Annotated in this window: 18 protein-coding genes, 1 tRNA gene and 2 pseudogenes; 18 read left to right on the top strand and 3 right to left on the bottom strand. The window is 47.6% G+C overall.

What is annotated here, in order from left to right; translation table 11 throughout:
* Positions 1 to 26: 26 nt before the first annotated feature.
* From sdhB to NST20_RS09960, 11 genes and pseudogenes are all read left to right on the top strand, one after another.
* Positions 27 to 794 (top strand): succinate dehydrogenase iron-sulfur subunit, encoded by a 768-nt coding sequence (gene sdhB / locus NST20_RS10010; RefSeq protein WP_013859861.1) that lies wholly within the window; start codon positions 27 to 29, stop codon positions 792 to 794.
* Positions 795 to 892: 98 nt separating this feature from the next.
* The gene (locus tag NST20_RS10005) at positions 893 to 1,369 is read left to right on the top strand and encodes a thioesterase family protein (RefSeq protein WP_013859860.1); all 477 of its coding nucleotides are present in this window, start codon (positions 893 to 895) and stop codon (positions 1,367 to 1,369) included.
* A 354-nt stretch (positions 1,370 to 1,723) separates the two neighbouring features.
* A complete protein-coding gene (locus tag NST20_RS10000) occupies positions 1,724 to 1,948 on the top strand; it encodes a response regulator transcription factor (protein ID WP_014097816.1) in 225 nt (74 codons plus the stop codon).
* 638 nt (positions 1,949 to 2,586) lie between these two features.
* The gene (locus NST20_RS09995; protein ID WP_342399379.1) at positions 2,587 to 2,886 is read left to right on the top strand and encodes a DUF1648 domain-containing protein; all 300 of its coding nucleotides are present in this window, start codon (positions 2,587 to 2,589) and stop codon (positions 2,884 to 2,886) included.
* 12 nt (positions 2,887 to 2,898) lie between these two features.
* On the top strand, positions 2,899 to 3,987 hold the full coding sequence (locus tag NST20_RS09990) for a DUF2157 domain-containing protein (protein ID WP_133536949.1): 1,089 nt from the start codon (positions 2,899 to 2,901) through the stop codon (positions 3,985 to 3,987).
* A complete protein-coding gene (locus NST20_RS09985; protein WP_118497797.1) occupies positions 3,980 to 4,498 on the top strand; it encodes a GDYXXLXY domain-containing protein in 519 nt (172 codons plus the stop codon). The genes NST20_RS09990 and NST20_RS09985 overlap by 8 nt, the downstream gene beginning before the upstream one ends.
* Before the next feature lie 356 nt (positions 4,499 to 4,854).
* Positions 4,855 to 5,313 (top strand): MarR family transcriptional regulator, encoded by a 459-nt coding sequence (locus tag NST20_RS09980; RefSeq protein WP_029142252.1) that lies wholly within the window; start codon positions 4,855 to 4,857, stop codon positions 5,311 to 5,313.
* A gap of 10 nt (positions 5,314 to 5,323) precedes the next feature.
* Positions 5,324 to 6,133 (top strand): glutamate racemase, encoded by an 810-nt coding sequence (racE, locus tag NST20_RS09975; protein ID WP_013859855.1) that lies wholly within the window; start codon positions 5,324 to 5,326, stop codon positions 6,131 to 6,133.
* Positions 6,134 to 6,223: 90 nt separating this feature from the next.
* A complete protein-coding gene (locus NST20_RS09970) occupies positions 6,224 to 6,439 on the top strand; it encodes a hypothetical protein (protein WP_017553813.1) in 216 nt (71 codons plus the stop codon).
* A pseudogene (locus tag NST20_RS09965) lies at positions 6,436 to 6,803 on the top strand (spore coat protein). The gene NST20_RS09970 and the pseudogene NST20_RS09965 overlap by 4 nt, the downstream one beginning before the upstream one ends.
* Before the next feature lie 9 nt (positions 6,804 to 6,812).
* Positions 6,813 to 7,951 (top strand): annotated as a pseudogene (locus NST20_RS09960) (zinc-dependent alcohol dehydrogenase).
* Positions 7,952 to 8,078: 127 nt separating this feature from the next.
* Here NST20_RS09960 and NST20_RS09955 read toward each other — a convergent pair.
* Complete coding sequence (locus NST20_RS09955; protein ID WP_041819213.1) at positions 8,079 to 8,381, bottom strand: spore coat protein; 303 nt, start codon at positions 8,379 to 8,381, stop codon at positions 8,079 to 8,081.
* The gene (locus NST20_RS09950) at positions 8,378 to 8,578 is read right to left on the bottom strand and encodes a spore coat protein (protein ID WP_013859851.1); all 201 of its coding nucleotides are present in this window, start codon (positions 8,576 to 8,578) and stop codon (positions 8,378 to 8,380) included. Before NST20_RS09950 ends, NST20_RS09955 begins: the two co-directional genes overlap by 4 nt.
* 144 nt (positions 8,579 to 8,722) lie before the next feature.
* On the opposite strand from NST20_RS09950, the gene NST20_RS09945 reads away from it, so the two are divergent.
* The 4 genes from NST20_RS09945 to NST20_RS09930 all read left to right on the top strand — a co-directional run bounded on the left by NST20_RS09945 (position 8,723) and on the right by NST20_RS09930 (position 11,301).
* Complete coding sequence (locus NST20_RS09945) at positions 8,723 to 9,763, top strand: GerMN domain-containing protein (RefSeq protein WP_342399378.1); 1,041 nt, start codon at positions 8,723 to 8,725, stop codon at positions 9,761 to 9,763.
* A 106-nt stretch (positions 9,764 to 9,869) separates the two neighbouring features.
* Positions 9,870 to 10,478, top strand: a complete 609-nt coding sequence (locus tag NST20_RS09940; RefSeq protein WP_019720891.1) for an XTP/dITP diphosphatase — start codon at positions 9,870 to 9,872, stop codon at positions 10,476 to 10,478.
* Complete coding sequence (locus tag NST20_RS09935; protein ID WP_061567045.1) at positions 10,475 to 10,984, top strand: metallophosphoesterase; 510 nt, start codon at positions 10,475 to 10,477, stop codon at positions 10,982 to 10,984. Before NST20_RS09940 ends, NST20_RS09935 begins: the two co-directional genes overlap by 4 nt.
* A gap of 243 nt (positions 10,985 to 11,227) precedes the next feature.
* Positions 11,228 to 11,301 (top strand) — tRNA-Arg (locus NST20_RS09930).
* Between the two features lie 221 nt (positions 11,302 to 11,522).
* Here the strand turns inward: NST20_RS09930 and NST20_RS09925 are convergent.
* Positions 11,523 to 11,819 (bottom strand): hypothetical protein, encoded by a 297-nt coding sequence (locus tag NST20_RS09925; protein WP_035188302.1) that lies wholly within the window; start codon positions 11,817 to 11,819, stop codon positions 11,523 to 11,525.
* A gap of 135 nt (positions 11,820 to 11,954) precedes the next feature.
* On the opposite strand from NST20_RS09925, the gene NST20_RS09920 reads away from it, so the two are divergent.
* The 3 genes from NST20_RS09920 to tig all read left to right on the top strand — a co-directional run bounded on the left by NST20_RS09920 (position 11,955) and on the right by tig (position 14,980).
* On the top strand, positions 11,955 to 12,398 hold the full coding sequence (locus NST20_RS09920) for a YndM family protein (RefSeq protein ID WP_013859846.1): 444 nt from the start codon (positions 11,955 to 11,957) through the stop codon (positions 12,396 to 12,398).
* A 139-nt stretch (positions 12,399 to 12,537) separates the two neighbouring features.
* Positions 12,538 to 13,530 (top strand): tetratricopeptide repeat protein, encoded by a 993-nt coding sequence (locus tag NST20_RS09915; RefSeq protein WP_342399377.1) that lies wholly within the window; start codon positions 12,538 to 12,540, stop codon positions 13,528 to 13,530.
* A gap of 163 nt (positions 13,531 to 13,693) precedes the next feature.
* Positions 13,694 to 14,980, top strand: a complete 1,287-nt coding sequence (tig, locus tag NST20_RS09910) for a trigger factor (RefSeq protein WP_017553805.1) — start codon at positions 13,694 to 13,696, stop codon at positions 14,978 to 14,980.
* Positions 14,981 to 15,095 lie beyond the last annotated feature (115 nt).

The following is a 15,095-nucleotide window of genomic DNA, read 5'->3' as shown; positions in this document are numbered from 1 at the left end:
TTTCATAAGGAAAGAGGAGAATAAGGATGGGTGAACAAAAAACCGTTACATTTATCATACAACGCCAGGATAATCCGGAATCAGAACCATACGACGAAACGTTTGAAGTTCCGTACCGGCCGAATATGAATGTCATTTCGGCCCTGATGGAAATCCGCCGGAATCCGGTCAATGCCAAAGGGGAAAAAACAACACCTGTTGTTTGGGAAATGAACTGTTTGGAAGAAGTTTGCGGCGCCTGTTCCATGGTGATTAACGGCAAACCGCGCCAGGCTTGTTCAGCGCTTGTGGACAAACTGGAGCAGCCGATCCGCCTTGCCCCGATGCGGACCTTCCCGGTTGTAAGAGATTTGCAAATTGACCGCAGCCGCATGTTCGACTCGCTGAAAAAAGTGAAAGCCTGGATTCCGATTGACGGCACTTACGACTTAGGGGAAGGGCCGCGCATGCCGGAGAAAAAAAGGCAGTGGGCTTATGAACTGGCAAAATGCATGACGTGCGGCGTATGTTTGGAAGCCTGCCCGAATGTCAACAGCCGTTCAAACTTTATCGGGCCGGCCCCGCTTTCGCAAGTACGGTTATTTAATGCGCACCCGACCGGCCATATGAACCGTGATGAACGGCTTGAAGCGATCATGGTTGACGGCGGCCTTGCCAATTGTGGCAACTCGCAAAACTGTGTGCAAGCCTGCCCGAAAGGTATCCCGCTGACAACATCCATCGCAGCGTTAAACCGTGAAACAACCATTTATATGTTTAAAAAATTCTTTGGCAGTGACCATACGGTTGACTAATGCCGAAAGTGCCACATCAAAGCGGAAACAGTACGATGTGGCGCTCTTTTTCAAACAAAAAATGAATGGCTGTTCACTCATTAAAAGGAGGCATTCCATTGAAAAAACATATCTCTTATATTGATGACTGGGACGCCTGGGAAGAAGGATTTTCGTTTTATCTCCCGGTGACGGTCCGTTTTTCCGAAACCGATATGTTCGGCCATATGAACAATACCGTTCCGTTTATTTATTTTGAACAAGCGCGGATTGAATTTCTCCAGCAGCTCGGGTTTATGGGCGACTGGGCAAAAAGAGGCACCGGATCCATCCCGGTCGTGGCGGATTTGCAGTGTGATTTTTTGCAGCAGGTTTTTTTCAATGACAAGCTCCGCATTTATGTAAAAGTCTCGAAAATCGGCAATTCGTCCGTTGACTTGCACTACATGGCGAAAAATGAAGCGGATGAAATCTGTTTTACCGGGCGCGGGACAATGGTGCAAATTTCGGCCGCAACCGGAAAAGGAAAACCGTGGACGGCGGAAGAAAAAGCGAGATTCGCCGACCCGCAAGCTTATGTCTCATCCGGCAACTGAACGAAAGAGTCCATCCCGCCGTATAATATAAACTTAAGTGCGTGCGTTGGGGATTAATTCGAGCGGAGAAAAGAGCGGCAATACGTGGTATTTTTTACAACAATTGCTTCCCTGCTTTGCCGTCTTCGTACAGGCCATAAACAGAATCCATAACTGCCAGTTTACAATGCCGGATAATGCTTCATTCTTCTTTTGCACAGAAAGGATTTCCGGTATCCGCCCTTTTTTGCTGATTTGTGCTGTTCCTTGCCTCGCCAAGTCACTCCCGGCTGCGCTAAAACATAAGATATTGTGACAACCAAAATACCCATCCCCGCGGTTTAGAGCTGGCGAAGGCAAGGAGGGTTATCATAGTTGAAGGACAACGATTTCACACATAAACCGCTGCTGACAAAAAGAGAAAAAGAAGTATTCGAGCTGTTAGTACAAGACAAGACAACAAAAGAAATCGCAAGCGAATTGTTTATCAGCGAAAAAACAGTTCGAAATCATATTTCCAACGCCATGCAGAAATTGGGAGTCAAGGGGCGCTCGCAAGCTGTTGTTGAATTACTCCGCATGGGGGAATTAAAGCTTTGAAACAAAATCGGCTGCAATGTTGCAGTCGATTTTGTGGTTTAAAGAGGGGGAGAGAAACGGAAGGATCTGCGGATAAAGCGTTTACTCTTTTTGACTCCGATTTTTACAGCTTTTTCATATTTTTAAATGAAGCTGGAAATTTGCCGGCGGTTTTAGTAAAATAGCCACAAGCGCACGAAGCGGAATCGTTTTCAATGGTGCCTTTAAATGAAACTCCGGCCGACAATCGATCATGTTAGTAAAAGGCGGGGCGTCCAGACGCCGGATACCGTATAAAAAATCACGAGGCTTACGAAAACAAACGGCGTTGTTATCTCAAAAGACGGCATTAAAATTTTTTCCTAAGCCCTCATGAGGCAGTGTGAAGTTTTCTCCAAAGACGTTGGACGATTTGGCTTTAAATCAAACGCTGCTGCACCCAAATTTGCATACAGACGCCCATGCCGAATGAATGCGGCACCAGCAGAAGGATGAAAGCCAGCCGGCGCATATTTTCAGGAGAGATTAATAGATTTATCCGCAAACATCGCAATTTAACATACAGGTGGACGATGCTTTGCCGGCATTTTGTTTCCGGCTTTTCCCACATGAAAACATCCGCCAAAATACAGTACAATCGCATGAAAGGATGTGTGTTGATGCGGCTTTTTCTCAAAGTGACGGATCCGGCATTTTTGTTTATTTTGATACTGGTTGCCATTCTTGTATCCCTGACCGGGCTTGCATTTGCGCCAGCGATCATTCCGATCCATTTTAACGGACATTTACGGCCGGACGGATTTATAAATAAATGGGCTGGTTTTTCCATTCTGCCTGCCGTGATGTTGCTTATCTGGCTGCCCTCAAGGAAAGGAAAGTCATACAAAGCGTCACTGTGCATTCTATTTTTATTTATCATCCATGTCTTGCTTGTCCTGTATGCGCTTTTTTCAAAATGAGGGGGAGTCAAAATGAAAAGAAAGATTGGCAGGAAAAATTATACATGGATGAAAAGCGAGCTTGCTTTTTTTGAAGAAAAGGGGACCATTACGCGTACGCAAAAGGACGAGATGCTCGCACAGTATGAGGTTTCCCGCGGGGTGAGCCTTGTCCGCATTCTTGTCACGGTCGGGGCCCTTTTGCTCGGGGCCGGCATTTTTAGCTTTATTGCCAGCAATTGGATCTATCTCGGCAAAACAGTCAAATTTCTCATCATCCTTGCTGCGATTGCAGGCGTGAACGGAGCGGCTATTAAATTGGAGAACAGCCATCCGAAAACAGCGCGCGGCTTGTACTTTCTCGGTGTCCTGTTTTTCGGGGCAGGCATTTTTCTCACCGGGCAAATTTTTAACCTTGGCGGCCCATTCGGCCAGGCATTTTTATGGTGGGGGATCGGGTCGCTGCCGATGGCCTATGTGCTGAAAGACAAATGGCTCTTCATTTTTGCCACAGTGCTTTTCCTTTTGTATTTGGATGCTGAAAATACCGGCATCGGGTACTTCGCTGTTCTCATCACCGCACTTTTGGCAGCATTCCTTTACTGGATAAATGAAAAAATGGTTGCTTCCCGGCTGCTGCTGTTTTTCGTAAACGCGCTTTCGATTGCTGTGCTGTCCGTATTTCTGTTTAAACTCAATGCGTTTTTCCCCGCATACGGACATTTGGCTGCCCTCCTGCTTCTCTTTGTTGCCGGCTTCGTTATGCTGCGATTGCCGGTTCAGGAAGCGTACAAAGAAGTGATGCGGCTGGAAGGCCATTTGCTTCACGGCTTGACGGGCATCCTGCTTACTTTTTCGTCTGTTTGGGAAGGCACGGTTTTTGGCAGCCATTTCAATTTAGCATTTTCCGTTGTGTACTTTTTGCTTGTCCTGTATTTTATCAAAACCGGCAGCCTTACCAATATCTTCATTCTCTGCATTTTTGTGCTGCGTTTTTACCTTGACTTTTCCTACGGCTTTTTGCCAAAATCCATTGTTTTCATCATTGGCGGCCTGATTTTTATCGGTTTTGGCTTTTATTTTGAAAAGCAGCGGAAAGAAGGGGGAAACGGCCATGCATGATCTGGTGAAAAGAGGGCTTGCTGCATTTGTTCCGATTGCCATTTTACTCGGGATGATTGTTCCGCCGTTATATACGGTTGCTGTCGGGGAACCGGTCAAATTGCGAATGGAGCCGGTGGACCCGACGGATGCCTTCAGGGGCGATTATATACAGGTGAATCTTGAAGCGGAAACGGTGCCGGAAAGCCGCCTGGACCGCAGTGCCATCGAGTATTTTGCGCGCCATAAAGGCGGGGAGCTGACCGTGTATGCCCTGCTTAAAAAAGATGAGGCAGGCATCTGCCATGTGAAAACCGTATCCGCCGAAAAGCCGCGGGGCGGAATATATTTAAAAGGGAAAGCTTGGGAAGACGGCGATCAAAAAGTGTATATTGATTATCATCTTGACAAATTTTTTGTGCCCCAGCATGCCGGAAAAGAAATCGAGCAGGCGGCAACAAAAGGGCGCGCTGCAGCAGTGGTGAAAATTTACCGCGGCCGTGCCGTTATCACGAATCTCGTAACCGAGTGACGGCTACCCGGCCGAATGCCTGCCGCATGTTTTTTCGCCCATAAAGGAAATGCCGGGTGAAAAATTCCCCTGTATCCGCACCCGGTGCACGTTCCATCAAGCGCCATTGGCTTGGAACCGCAGCGTGCCGTTTTCTTTTACAAAAAATGGAAGGCCGGAAGCTTATTCAATATGCAAATTTTGCCCGGACAGTGTTTTCACAACCGTGCACCGGGCCGCTTTTCCTTCCGCAGCTTTACTTGGAAAGCAATGGAACGAAAGCCTATGTGAAACTCTTTCTTGAAATTTCGGGTGAAAAGGGTCAAAATAGCTTATAGTAAAACAGTCATCACCGTATTTTTGAGAGAGGGGCCGCTTTGGACATGGAACAGCAACCATACATACATGATCCGGAAGTTGTGGCACAGATTGAAAAAGATTTGCGTTACATATCCGGCATTGTCAAGCAAAAGGGCCGTGAATTATTAAGCGATTATAAAATCACGCCGCCGCAGTTTCTGGCGCTTCAATGGCTTTTTGAAGAAGGCGACATGACGATCGGGGAACTGTCGAACCGGATGTATCTGGCTTTCAGCACAACGACGGACCTGATTGACCGGATGGAAAAAAATGAACTCGTCAGGCGCGTAAAAGATCCGCATGACCGGCGGGTTGTCCGCATTCATTTACTGGAAAAAGGGCGGGTATTAATCGGCGAAGTGATCCGGAAACGGCAAGCTTACCTGCAGGGTGTGCTGAGCCATTTTTCACCGGATGAGCTGGTCAAATTAAAAAGCAACTTGCTGCAGTTGCATCAGGAAATGAAGACAGAATGAGGCGAGAAGTTTGAATGCACCAATAGGCGTGATTGATTCGGGGGTTGGCGGCCTGACCGTGGCAAAGGAAATGATGCGCCAGCTTCCGAATGAGACCATTTATTATGTGGGCGACACAGCACGATGCCCGTACGGACCGCGGCCGGTGGAAGAAGTCAAAAAATTCACCTGGCAGATGATCCGTTTTCTGATGGACAAACAAATTAAAATGCTGGTCATCGCCTGCAATACGGCTACGGCAGTGATTTTGGACGAAGTCAGGGAAGAGCTGAAGATTCCGGTTCTCGGCGTCATTTATCCCGGCGCGCGGGCCGCTTTAAAACATACAAAAAATTTCCGGATCGGCGTGCTCGGCACGGTCGGCACGATTAAAAGCCAGGCGTATGAACGGGCGTTAAAAAGCATCAATAAAAAAGTCAGGATTACAGCGCTTGCCTGCCCGAAATTTGTCCCGCTTGTGGAAAGCGGCCAGTACAACAGCCCGATTGCCAAAAAAATTGTCGCCGAAACCTTGTATCCGATCCAAAATTGCGGCATTGACACAGTCATTCTCGGGTGTACCCATTATCCGCTCCTCGGGCCGATTATCAAAAACGTGATGGGCGCGGGCGTTTCGGTCATCAGTTCCGGGGAGGAAACCGCGCGCGAAGTAAGCACGCTTCTTTACTTCCACGACCTTTTTAATATGGAAGACACGCGGCAGAAGCACCGCTTTTACACCACCGGCTCGAGCAAAATATTTGCCGCGCTTGCATCAGACTGGCTTGAACAGGATATTACTTGTGTGGAAACCATTCAATTGGGGGAGACGCTCTCCTGATTGGATGGTTTTTTGTTTTGCCTTAGCCCAAGTCCGCATAGAAACGGCCGCGAATAGGCACAATAGCTTTTGAAAAACGGAGGTGGATATATGGAAAACAATGGTTTGGCTTACCACGAAACAAGGGAGCTCCATGAAATGCTCAATTTCAAAACCATTTGTTTATTAAAATCGAAAATGATGTCCGGCCTGGTATTCGACCAGGATTTAAAGGCATTGATGGAAAAAGACGTGCAGCAGGCAGAAGCAGCCGTTCAAGAAATGAAAGCTTTATACCAGCTGAATCCGGGAGGGATGCTGCAATGATCCATGATTACTTGGAAATCGAAAACGCGGAAGGCATGTGGAAATGGCGGATTCAACAGTTGCGCTTGAATTTTTGATGAGCATTAAAACCGGGATCCGGAATGCAGCGGCAGCCATTACGGAATCGAGAACGCCTGCGGTGAGGGCCGCCTTCCGGAAACAGCTTGCCGAGGGGCTTTCCCTTCATGAAGAAGTTTCAAATTTCATGATGCAAAAAGGCTGGCTCCACCCGTACAACGTAGATGACCAATACAGACTGGATATGAAATCCGCTGATATGGCGCTGATGATCGGCAAACTGAACCTGTTTCCCGGCAATACGTCGCGCATGGGCATGATGGCTCAGATTGATGCGGACGAATAGGAGGCAAACATGAAAGCAGTCACTTTCCAGGGGATCAAAGATGTCAGAGTAAAAGACGTGCCGGATCCCAAAATTGAGAAAAAAGACGATATCATTGTAAAAATTACGTCATCGGCCATTTGCGGCTCCGATTTGCATCTCATCCATGGCATGATTCCAAATTTTCCGGAAGACTATATGATCGGGCATGAGCCGCTCGGGATTGTCGAAGAAACCGGCCCCGATGTCACAAAGGTAAAAAAAGGGGACAGGGTGATTATCCCGTTCACTGCCGCCTGCGGGGAATGCTGGTATTGCACACACGATCTGGAAAGCCAGTGTGACAATGCGAATGCCAACGGGGAAATGGGCGGCTATTTTGGATACTCCCATCTGACAGGCGGCTATCCGGGGGGGGGCAGGCGGAATATTTGCGCGTCCCATATGCGAACTTTACACCATTTAAAATTCCGGAAAACAGCGAAGTCAAAGATGAAGAACTCGTGTTGCTTTCAGATGCCGCTTCCACTGCGTTCTGGTCGGTGGACAATGCGGGTGTGAAAGACGGCGACACGGTTGTCGTGCTCGGCTGCGGACCGGTCGGCCTGCTTGCGCAAAAATTCGCGTGGCTGAAAGGGGCGAAACGTGTCATTGCCGTTGATTATCTGGATTACCGGCTGCAGCACGCCAAGACGTATAACAAAGTGGAAACCGTCAATTTTGAACAGCACGACAATACCGGCGAATATTTGAAAGAACTCACAAAAGGTGGCGCGGATGTTGTCATTGATGCGGTTGGCATGGACGGGAAAATGACGCCGATGGAATATTTGGCATCCGGGCTGAAACTCCAGGGCGGGGCGATGAGTGCACTTGTCATCGCGTCACAGGCGGTGAGAAAAGGCGGTACCATCCAGGTGACAGGCGTGTACGGTGGCCGTTATAACGCATTTCCGCTCGGCGATATTTTCCAGCGCAATATCAGCCTTCGCACGGGGCAGGCGCCGGTCATTCATTATATGCCGTTTCTGTATGACCTTGTGGCACAGGAAAAAGTCACGATCAGCGACATCGTGACGCATGTATTGCCGCTTGACCAGGCGGAAAAAGGATACGAAGTGTTTGATACAAGAACGGACAATTGCATAAAAGTGGTCCTTAAGCCGTAAAAAAGACCCGGCGCCGCTTTTTTTAAAAGCAGGCCGGGTTTTTTGTGCCTGTCCTCTTCAAATGTGTAAAGCGGGAGAAGGGTTCGGCTGGCGCTTTAAATAGCCTGTAAAGCAATGGGTGCGCCGTTTAATCGGGAAGGGGGATTTTTAAGGCGGTCCGGGCCGCCTGCATGTCGGCATGCAACTGGTCCTGCATATGATAAGGGTAGTAGTAATCCTTTTCAACCATAAAGTCCATGATCTTGTCATGCATGTCAATGGCCGACAGAAGCTGTGCCGAAAGAGCGGCTCTGGCTTTCGCTGTTGCTGCCTCAGTTACCGCAAACGCGAGCATCTTCACACCGGACTTTGTGGAAATGAGCAAGTCAGATGCGATAACGCTGTCCGACATGTCCCCCATCCCGACGATGTTTTGGAGAAAGCCGTTCATTTTTCTTCCCTCCCCAAAAGCGACATAAGTTGTTCGATATCCTGCTTTGCATGCTTGGCATCCTGCCCGAGCAGTTCTTTTAAAGCCGGGTCTTGTGCAATGGCCGACATGGTTGCGGATTTTGTTAAACAGATGTTTTTAAACATTAATATTTCGTGCATATCAAGCGTTTCATGGACGCCCAGTGTCTGGTCCAAATCAATCTCTCCTGTTCAGCTGTATTTTTATTATGGAAAAGCGTGCCGTTTTTATTCTGCCCCGGAAATTTTTGCATGTCCGGTCTAAATTTGCGGAAAGCCAGTATACATAGTAGTACAAACAGTCTTCGGGAGGGGAAAGGGATGGCAAAAAAGATAAAGGCAGTCGGCAAGTTTGCCCTGGCGCTTGCGGCATGCGGCATCTGGATCTCGGGTTGCAGCCTGCTGCCTGAGAAGCAGCCGGAAAAAATCGATCCGCATCAAAGTGTTTCTGTAAAAGATGGGACCAAACAAACCGCAACAGCAAAGAAAGGGCAGGTGCTGACAGAACTGTATTTGATTGACAAAAATGGTTATGTCGTTCCGCAAACGATCGCCTTGCCTGAAAGCAAAAGCATTGCAAAACAGGCACTGGAATACCTCGTGCAGGACGGCCCGGTTTCCAATTTGCTGCCGAACGGCTTCCGCGCGGTGCTTCCTGCGAATACGCAGTTGTCGGTAGATGTGAAAGACGGTTTGGCGACGGTCGATTTTTCGGGGGATTTTAAAGACTATCAAGCGCACGATGAACAAAAAATATTGGAATCGGTCACATGGACGCTGACCCAGTTCGACTCCATTCAAAAAGTCTCGCTTAAAATGAACGGCAAAAAACTGAAGGCGATGCCGGTTGCAGGGACACCGGTAAGCCCGGGCGGTTTGACAAGGGAAGCAGGCATCAATACAGATACAAAGTATGTTGCCGATATTACAAATACCCATCCGGTCACCGTTTATTATTTGGCGGAAACAGGTGGACAAAGCTATTATGTGCCGGTAACAAAGCGTGTTGCGAACAGCAGCAAGGACGATGTGGCAGCAGCGGTTGAAGAACTGGTCAAAGGTCCTTCCCCGGGTTCCCATCTCGTGTCCGGATTCATGGACGATGTCAAACTGAAGAAACAGCCGGAAATTGCAAACGGGAAAGTGACGCTTGATTTTAATAAAGAAATTTTAGGGAGCCTCGATAAAAAGATGATCTCAAACGAAGTGCTGGATCCGCTCGTCCTGACGCTGACAGAGCAAAAAGGGATTAAAAGCGTTGCAGTCGAAGTGGACGGCAGTACAAAGGTTGTTACGGAAGACGGAAAATCGGTTTCAGAACCGGTGACAAGGCCGGAAAAAGTCAACACGGGTAGTTTTTAGCATCGTTTTTTTGTTATACTATAGAATATGAGACAAAAGGGGTAGCCAGACTACCTCTTATTTGTATCGTGCATACATACTACATTTCCGGTAAAGGGGGAGAAAATTGGCGGCTGTTTTAATTGCAACAAAAAACAAAGGCAAAGCAAAAGAATTTGCAGCTTTATTTTCCCGGTTCGGGCTCGAGGTTAAAACGCTTTTGGATATGGAAGGCGCACCGGACGTAGAGGAAACGGGGAAAACGTTTGAAGAAAATGCGATTTTAAAAGCGGAAGCGGCGGCCAATGCATACGGCATGATGGCGATTGCCGATGATTCGGGGCTTATGATCGATGCGCTTGGCGGCAGGCCGGGGGTTTTTTCTGCACGCTACGCAGGGAAAGAGAAAAATGATGAGGCAAACATCGATAAGGTGCTTTCCGAGCTTGAAGGGGTACCGAATGAAAAACGTACAGCTTCTTTCTATTGTGCACTTGCGGTTGCGCGCCCCGGAAAAGAAACATTTACGGTTTCCGGAACGCTTCAGGGAAGGATCACGCGGGAAAGGATCGGAGAGAACGGATTCGGGTACGATCCTATTTTTATGCTTTCGTCCGGAAAAACGCTTGCCCAGCTTTCTGCCGAAGAAAAAAATAAAATCAGCCACCGTGCCCATGCACTGGCGAAACTTTCGGATGCACTGTATTCGATTTTAGGGGAGGAAGGCAAAAAATGAAACTGCTGATTGCAAGTGACAGCCACGGACTTACGGAAGAGCTGATCGAGCTTAAACGGCGGTACGGCGGGGAAATGGACGCGATGATCCATTGCGGCGATTCAGAGTTGCGTGCGGATGAGGAGGCCATCCGGGACTTTTTAACCGTGCGCGGCAATTGCGATTATGAGCGGAAATTTCCGCTTGATATCACGAAAGAAATTGGGGACAGCAAAATATTTGTCACCCACGGCCACCATTATAATGTAAAAATGACCCTGTTGAATTTGTCTTATAAAGCAAAAGAAGTGGGGGCGGATTTTGTTTTTTTCGGGCACTCCCATATTCTCGGTGCCGAGCTGATTGAAAATACTCTTTTCCTGAATCCCGGCAGCCTTTTGATGCCAAGGGGCAGGACGGAACGGACGTATGCGATTGTGGAGAAAAACGGAAATACGATCCGTGTTTCATTTTATACGGACAAGCACCGCGAACTTGAGGATTTACGCCAGGAATTCTCGTTATGACGCCGGGAACTCCGGCTGCAGAGCAAGGCGGGTACGAAGCCGGGCCAATCCGGTTGCGGAAACCGCTGCCTGCTGCTGCACCCGCCCGTTGCAGGAAAAAATCGTGTTTTTTTCAAATTCATGATTGACATTTGCCCACCTGCTGATTAAAATGAAATATGTTCGTAACAAACCTTATAAGGTTTGTTTTCAAGTGATTTTTGATTGAAATGGAAAATATTTGACAAAAAACCATTTTAAAGTGTCCCAGTAGCTCAGCAGGATAGAGCATCGGCCTTCTAAGCCGCAGGTCGGGGGTTCGAATCCCTCCTGGGACGTAGCGCATTTTGAAGATAAACCCTTGATATGAAAGGGTTTTGGACAGCTAAGGGATGCTAACGCAGATTAGAACACTGTGGCAGTATCCCTTTTTTATCCCTGCAATTTTCCTACTTTGATCGAATCCCTCCTGGGACGTAGCGTATAACCGCAAAAAGGCCGGGCAGCAGGGATTTTCCCTTGTTGCCCGGCCTTTTGTGTAAAATGGCGGAAAGAGCAGTTATGATTTTTGCCCTTCTTTTTCCAGTTCTTTCATTTCTTTATGGGTTTGCGGAAATCCGTTTGCGATCCATTCGGAACGGTATGTGGAGTCCAGCTGTGTAAGTCCTTTTTCTTCCGGCACTTTGTCTGCATCCACACTTTCCATCCGGTCGATTTTTTTGCTGTTTCTCATATCCGTGTCTTCCCAAGTTTCAGCCGAATCTTTTTGCCGTTTATTGCAAGCGGCCATGGCCAGCACGGCTCCCCCGGCGGAAAGCAAAGTGCCTGAAATCAGATTCATCGTTGACCTTTTCATCGAATCCCTCCTTCATGTGTAGACTTGTTATAGCTTTACCCCTTTTTTCTTCTTTTAAATCATCACAATATGTTTCAATCCTTTTTCATTTGGACAAACTATAAGTAAAACTGCCTGTTTAAGGGAGGAATTGGAATGCGGAATGCAATGGTTTTACTGGCAAAATTTATCACGTGCATCGTCGCTTTTGCGGTTGCGCTTGACCTCTTTTTCGATGCGACGATCACAGATATTTTATCGTTCAGCCTGCTTGTAACAATTGTGTCTTATGTTGTCGGGGATGTGCTGCTTTTGCCGCGCATCGGGAACTGGAAAGCAACAGTTGTCGACTTTTTGCTTGTTTATGCCAGTGTCTGGATTTTCGGGAACGTGGTGCTTGACAATTATTTGCAAATTGCATGGGGCAGCATCATTGCCGCCTGCCTGATTTCGGCTGCGGAAGTATTCGTGCACAGGTTTTTGCAACATGATGCCCCAAGCGGCGAAAAAACGGCAAAAAGGCAAAACCAGCGCCTTGCTTACGGCACGGAAATGGCTGAGGAAGAGGACATTCACGATATCAGGCCGGATAAGAAATAAGCAAGCCGGACACGGAAGCTTTATGGCTTTCTGTGTTTGGCTTTTTTCATAATGGAAAGCCCCTCGGCAGTATAATCCCTTTGCAAAAAAACCGGTTCATGCTACACTAGTGACGATCTAAAAAAAGGCGGAATGGACAATGAAAAACGGAAAAAGCAATGTGGTGCCGTTCCCCCGTCTGAAAGAACGCCTCTTGGAGCGGGGACTCGAATCCATCAGCCAAAAAGAATATAAAGAAGCTGCCGCGCTGCTTCGCCAGGCACGCCGGCTTGACCATGACGATGGGGAGATCGGGACCGCCTACATGATTGCGCTCTATGAAGCCGGCGATTATGAAAGAGCGAAAGAACAGGGCAGGCAAATGCTTCGTGAAGGAACCGGCGATTACTTCGAAATTCTCGATCTGTTTCTCATGATTCTTGTGCAGCTCGGTGAACATGAAGAAATCATCAGCACCCTGCATGCCCTGCTGGAAGAAAAAGAAGCCCCGCCGGACAAGCTGGACCATTATGAAAAACTGCTCGCTTTCAGTGAAAAGCGGATGCAGATGCCAAAACCGGAACAGGAGCCCGGGCAGACAGGCCGCAAACTTTTTGAAACCGGGAACCAGGAAGAACAAATCTTGCGGGTTTCGCATCTGGTGCATGAAAATATACGCCCGTATCTCGATGAAATCCGGGCGTATATCCGGGATCCGGACGAACATCCGTTTATCCAGACCCTTTTGCTGAATGTTTTAAAAGAACAGGGGATCACGGATGAATTCGAAGTGCAAAAACTCGGCAAGGCTGGCGCCGTAAATCCCGCGCATCTTTTGCCGATTTTTGAAACGCAGCTGTACAATCTTTTGATTACGCGGCTGTCAAGGGATCTCGAACAAAAAAATCCGACACTTTTTGCCCAGGTTAAAACGGTTTTGGACCGGCACTTTTTCCTGCTGTATCCGTTTGAACCGGAGCCGGAAGATCCCTCGCTGTGGGCGGCTGCCTATTACAGCATGGGCTTGAAGCTTTTCGGGCAGGAAGCGTATTTGGATAAAATCGCGATGTACTATTCGGTGGAGCTGGATGCGCTGCTTGAGGCCGTCCGCTATCTCGAAAGCCTTGAGGAAATTTCTTTGCCGAATCTGTAGGCTCATCATTGAAAGACAAAAAAGCTGTGTTATAATTAAATGGTTGTAAACTGTCTTTTTTCAATCCGTATTTGAAAAAAGCAATAGACAAGGGAATCAGGAAACAGACCCGGTCTATTTCCTATTATTACATTATTATTTATAGATTGTTGGAGGGAAAGGTATGTCAGCAAAATGGGAAAAAACTGAAGGAAACCAGGGGATCCTGACAGTTGAAGTAGATGCTGAAACGGTTGATAAAAGTCTGGATAAAGCCTTCAAAAAAGTAGTAAAACAAATCAATGTCCCGGGTTTCCGGAAGGGGAAAATCCCGCGTCCTTTATTTGAAAAACGTTTCGGTGTGGAATCTCTTTACCAGGATGCACTGGATATGATCGTGCCTGGCGAATACGAAAAAGCGATCGAAGAAACCGGCATTGAACCGGTCGATACGCCGAATATTGATGTCGAACAAATGGAAAAAGGCAAACCGTTAATCTTTAAAGCGACTGTTACCGTGAAACCGGAAGTAAAACTTGGCGAATACAAAGGCCTTGAAGTCGAAAAACCGGATACAGAAGTAACGGACGAAGACGTGGAAGAAGAATTGAAGAAACTGCAGGAACGCCTTGCCGAACTCGTGATCAAGGAAGACGGCGAAGCGGAAATGGGCGACACGGTTGTCATCGACTTCGAAGGATTCGTTGACGGCGAAGCGTTCGAAGGCGGATCTGCGGAAAACTATTCGCTTGAACTTGGGTCGGGCAACTTCATCCCGGGTTTTGAAGAACAATTAGTAGGCGTAAAAACCGGCGATGAAAAAGAAATCGAAGTCACTTTCCCGGAAGAATACCATGCTAGTGAACTTGCAGGCAAAAAAGCTGTTTTCAAGGTAAAAGTCCATGAAATCAAAGCGAAACACCTGCCTGAACTGGACGATGAATTCGCGCAGGATGCGGATGACGAAGTGGAAACGCTGGATGCATTAAAAGAAAAAATCAAAAAAGACTTAAAAGAATCGAAAGAACATGCGGCAAAACACGCGGTTGAAGATGCAGTGGTCGAAAAAGCAGCGGAAAATGCGGAAATGGACATTCCGGAAGCGATGATCAATACGGAATTGAACCGCATGCTGCAAGAATTCGAACAAAACCTGAGTGCCCAGGGGCTGAACCTTGAACTTTACTATCAGTTCTCCGGCCAGAATGAAGAAGCGCTCCGCAATCAGATGAAAGAAGATGCGGAAAAACGCGTCCGCTTTAATCTGACGCTTGAAGCAATTGCCAATGCGGAAAAGCTTGAAGTATCCGATGAAGAAGTGGATGAAGAACTGAAACGCATGTCCGAAATGTACGGCATGCCCGTTGAAGATATCAGGCGGGTGCTCGGTTCTACGGATGGCATCAAAGCCGATCTGAAAGCGCGCAAAGCGATCGATTTTCTTGTGCAAAACAGCAAAACTGTTGCATAATATAAATAGAAATACAAGGCACGGCACTGGCTCGTGTCTTGTTTTCTAACCTGCGGGCTGTGCCAAAAAAAATACATAAAAGCCTATACTGTAAGAGAAGCGCACCAGAAACTTA

It is taken from the genome of Weizmannia sp. FSL W8-0676 (assembly GCF_038593015.1).
GTDB classification, from domain to species: Bacteria; Bacillota; Bacilli; order Bacillales; family Bacillaceae_C; genus Weizmannia; species Weizmannia coagulans.
This window is presented reverse-complemented; position numbering and strand designations above follow the sequence as displayed.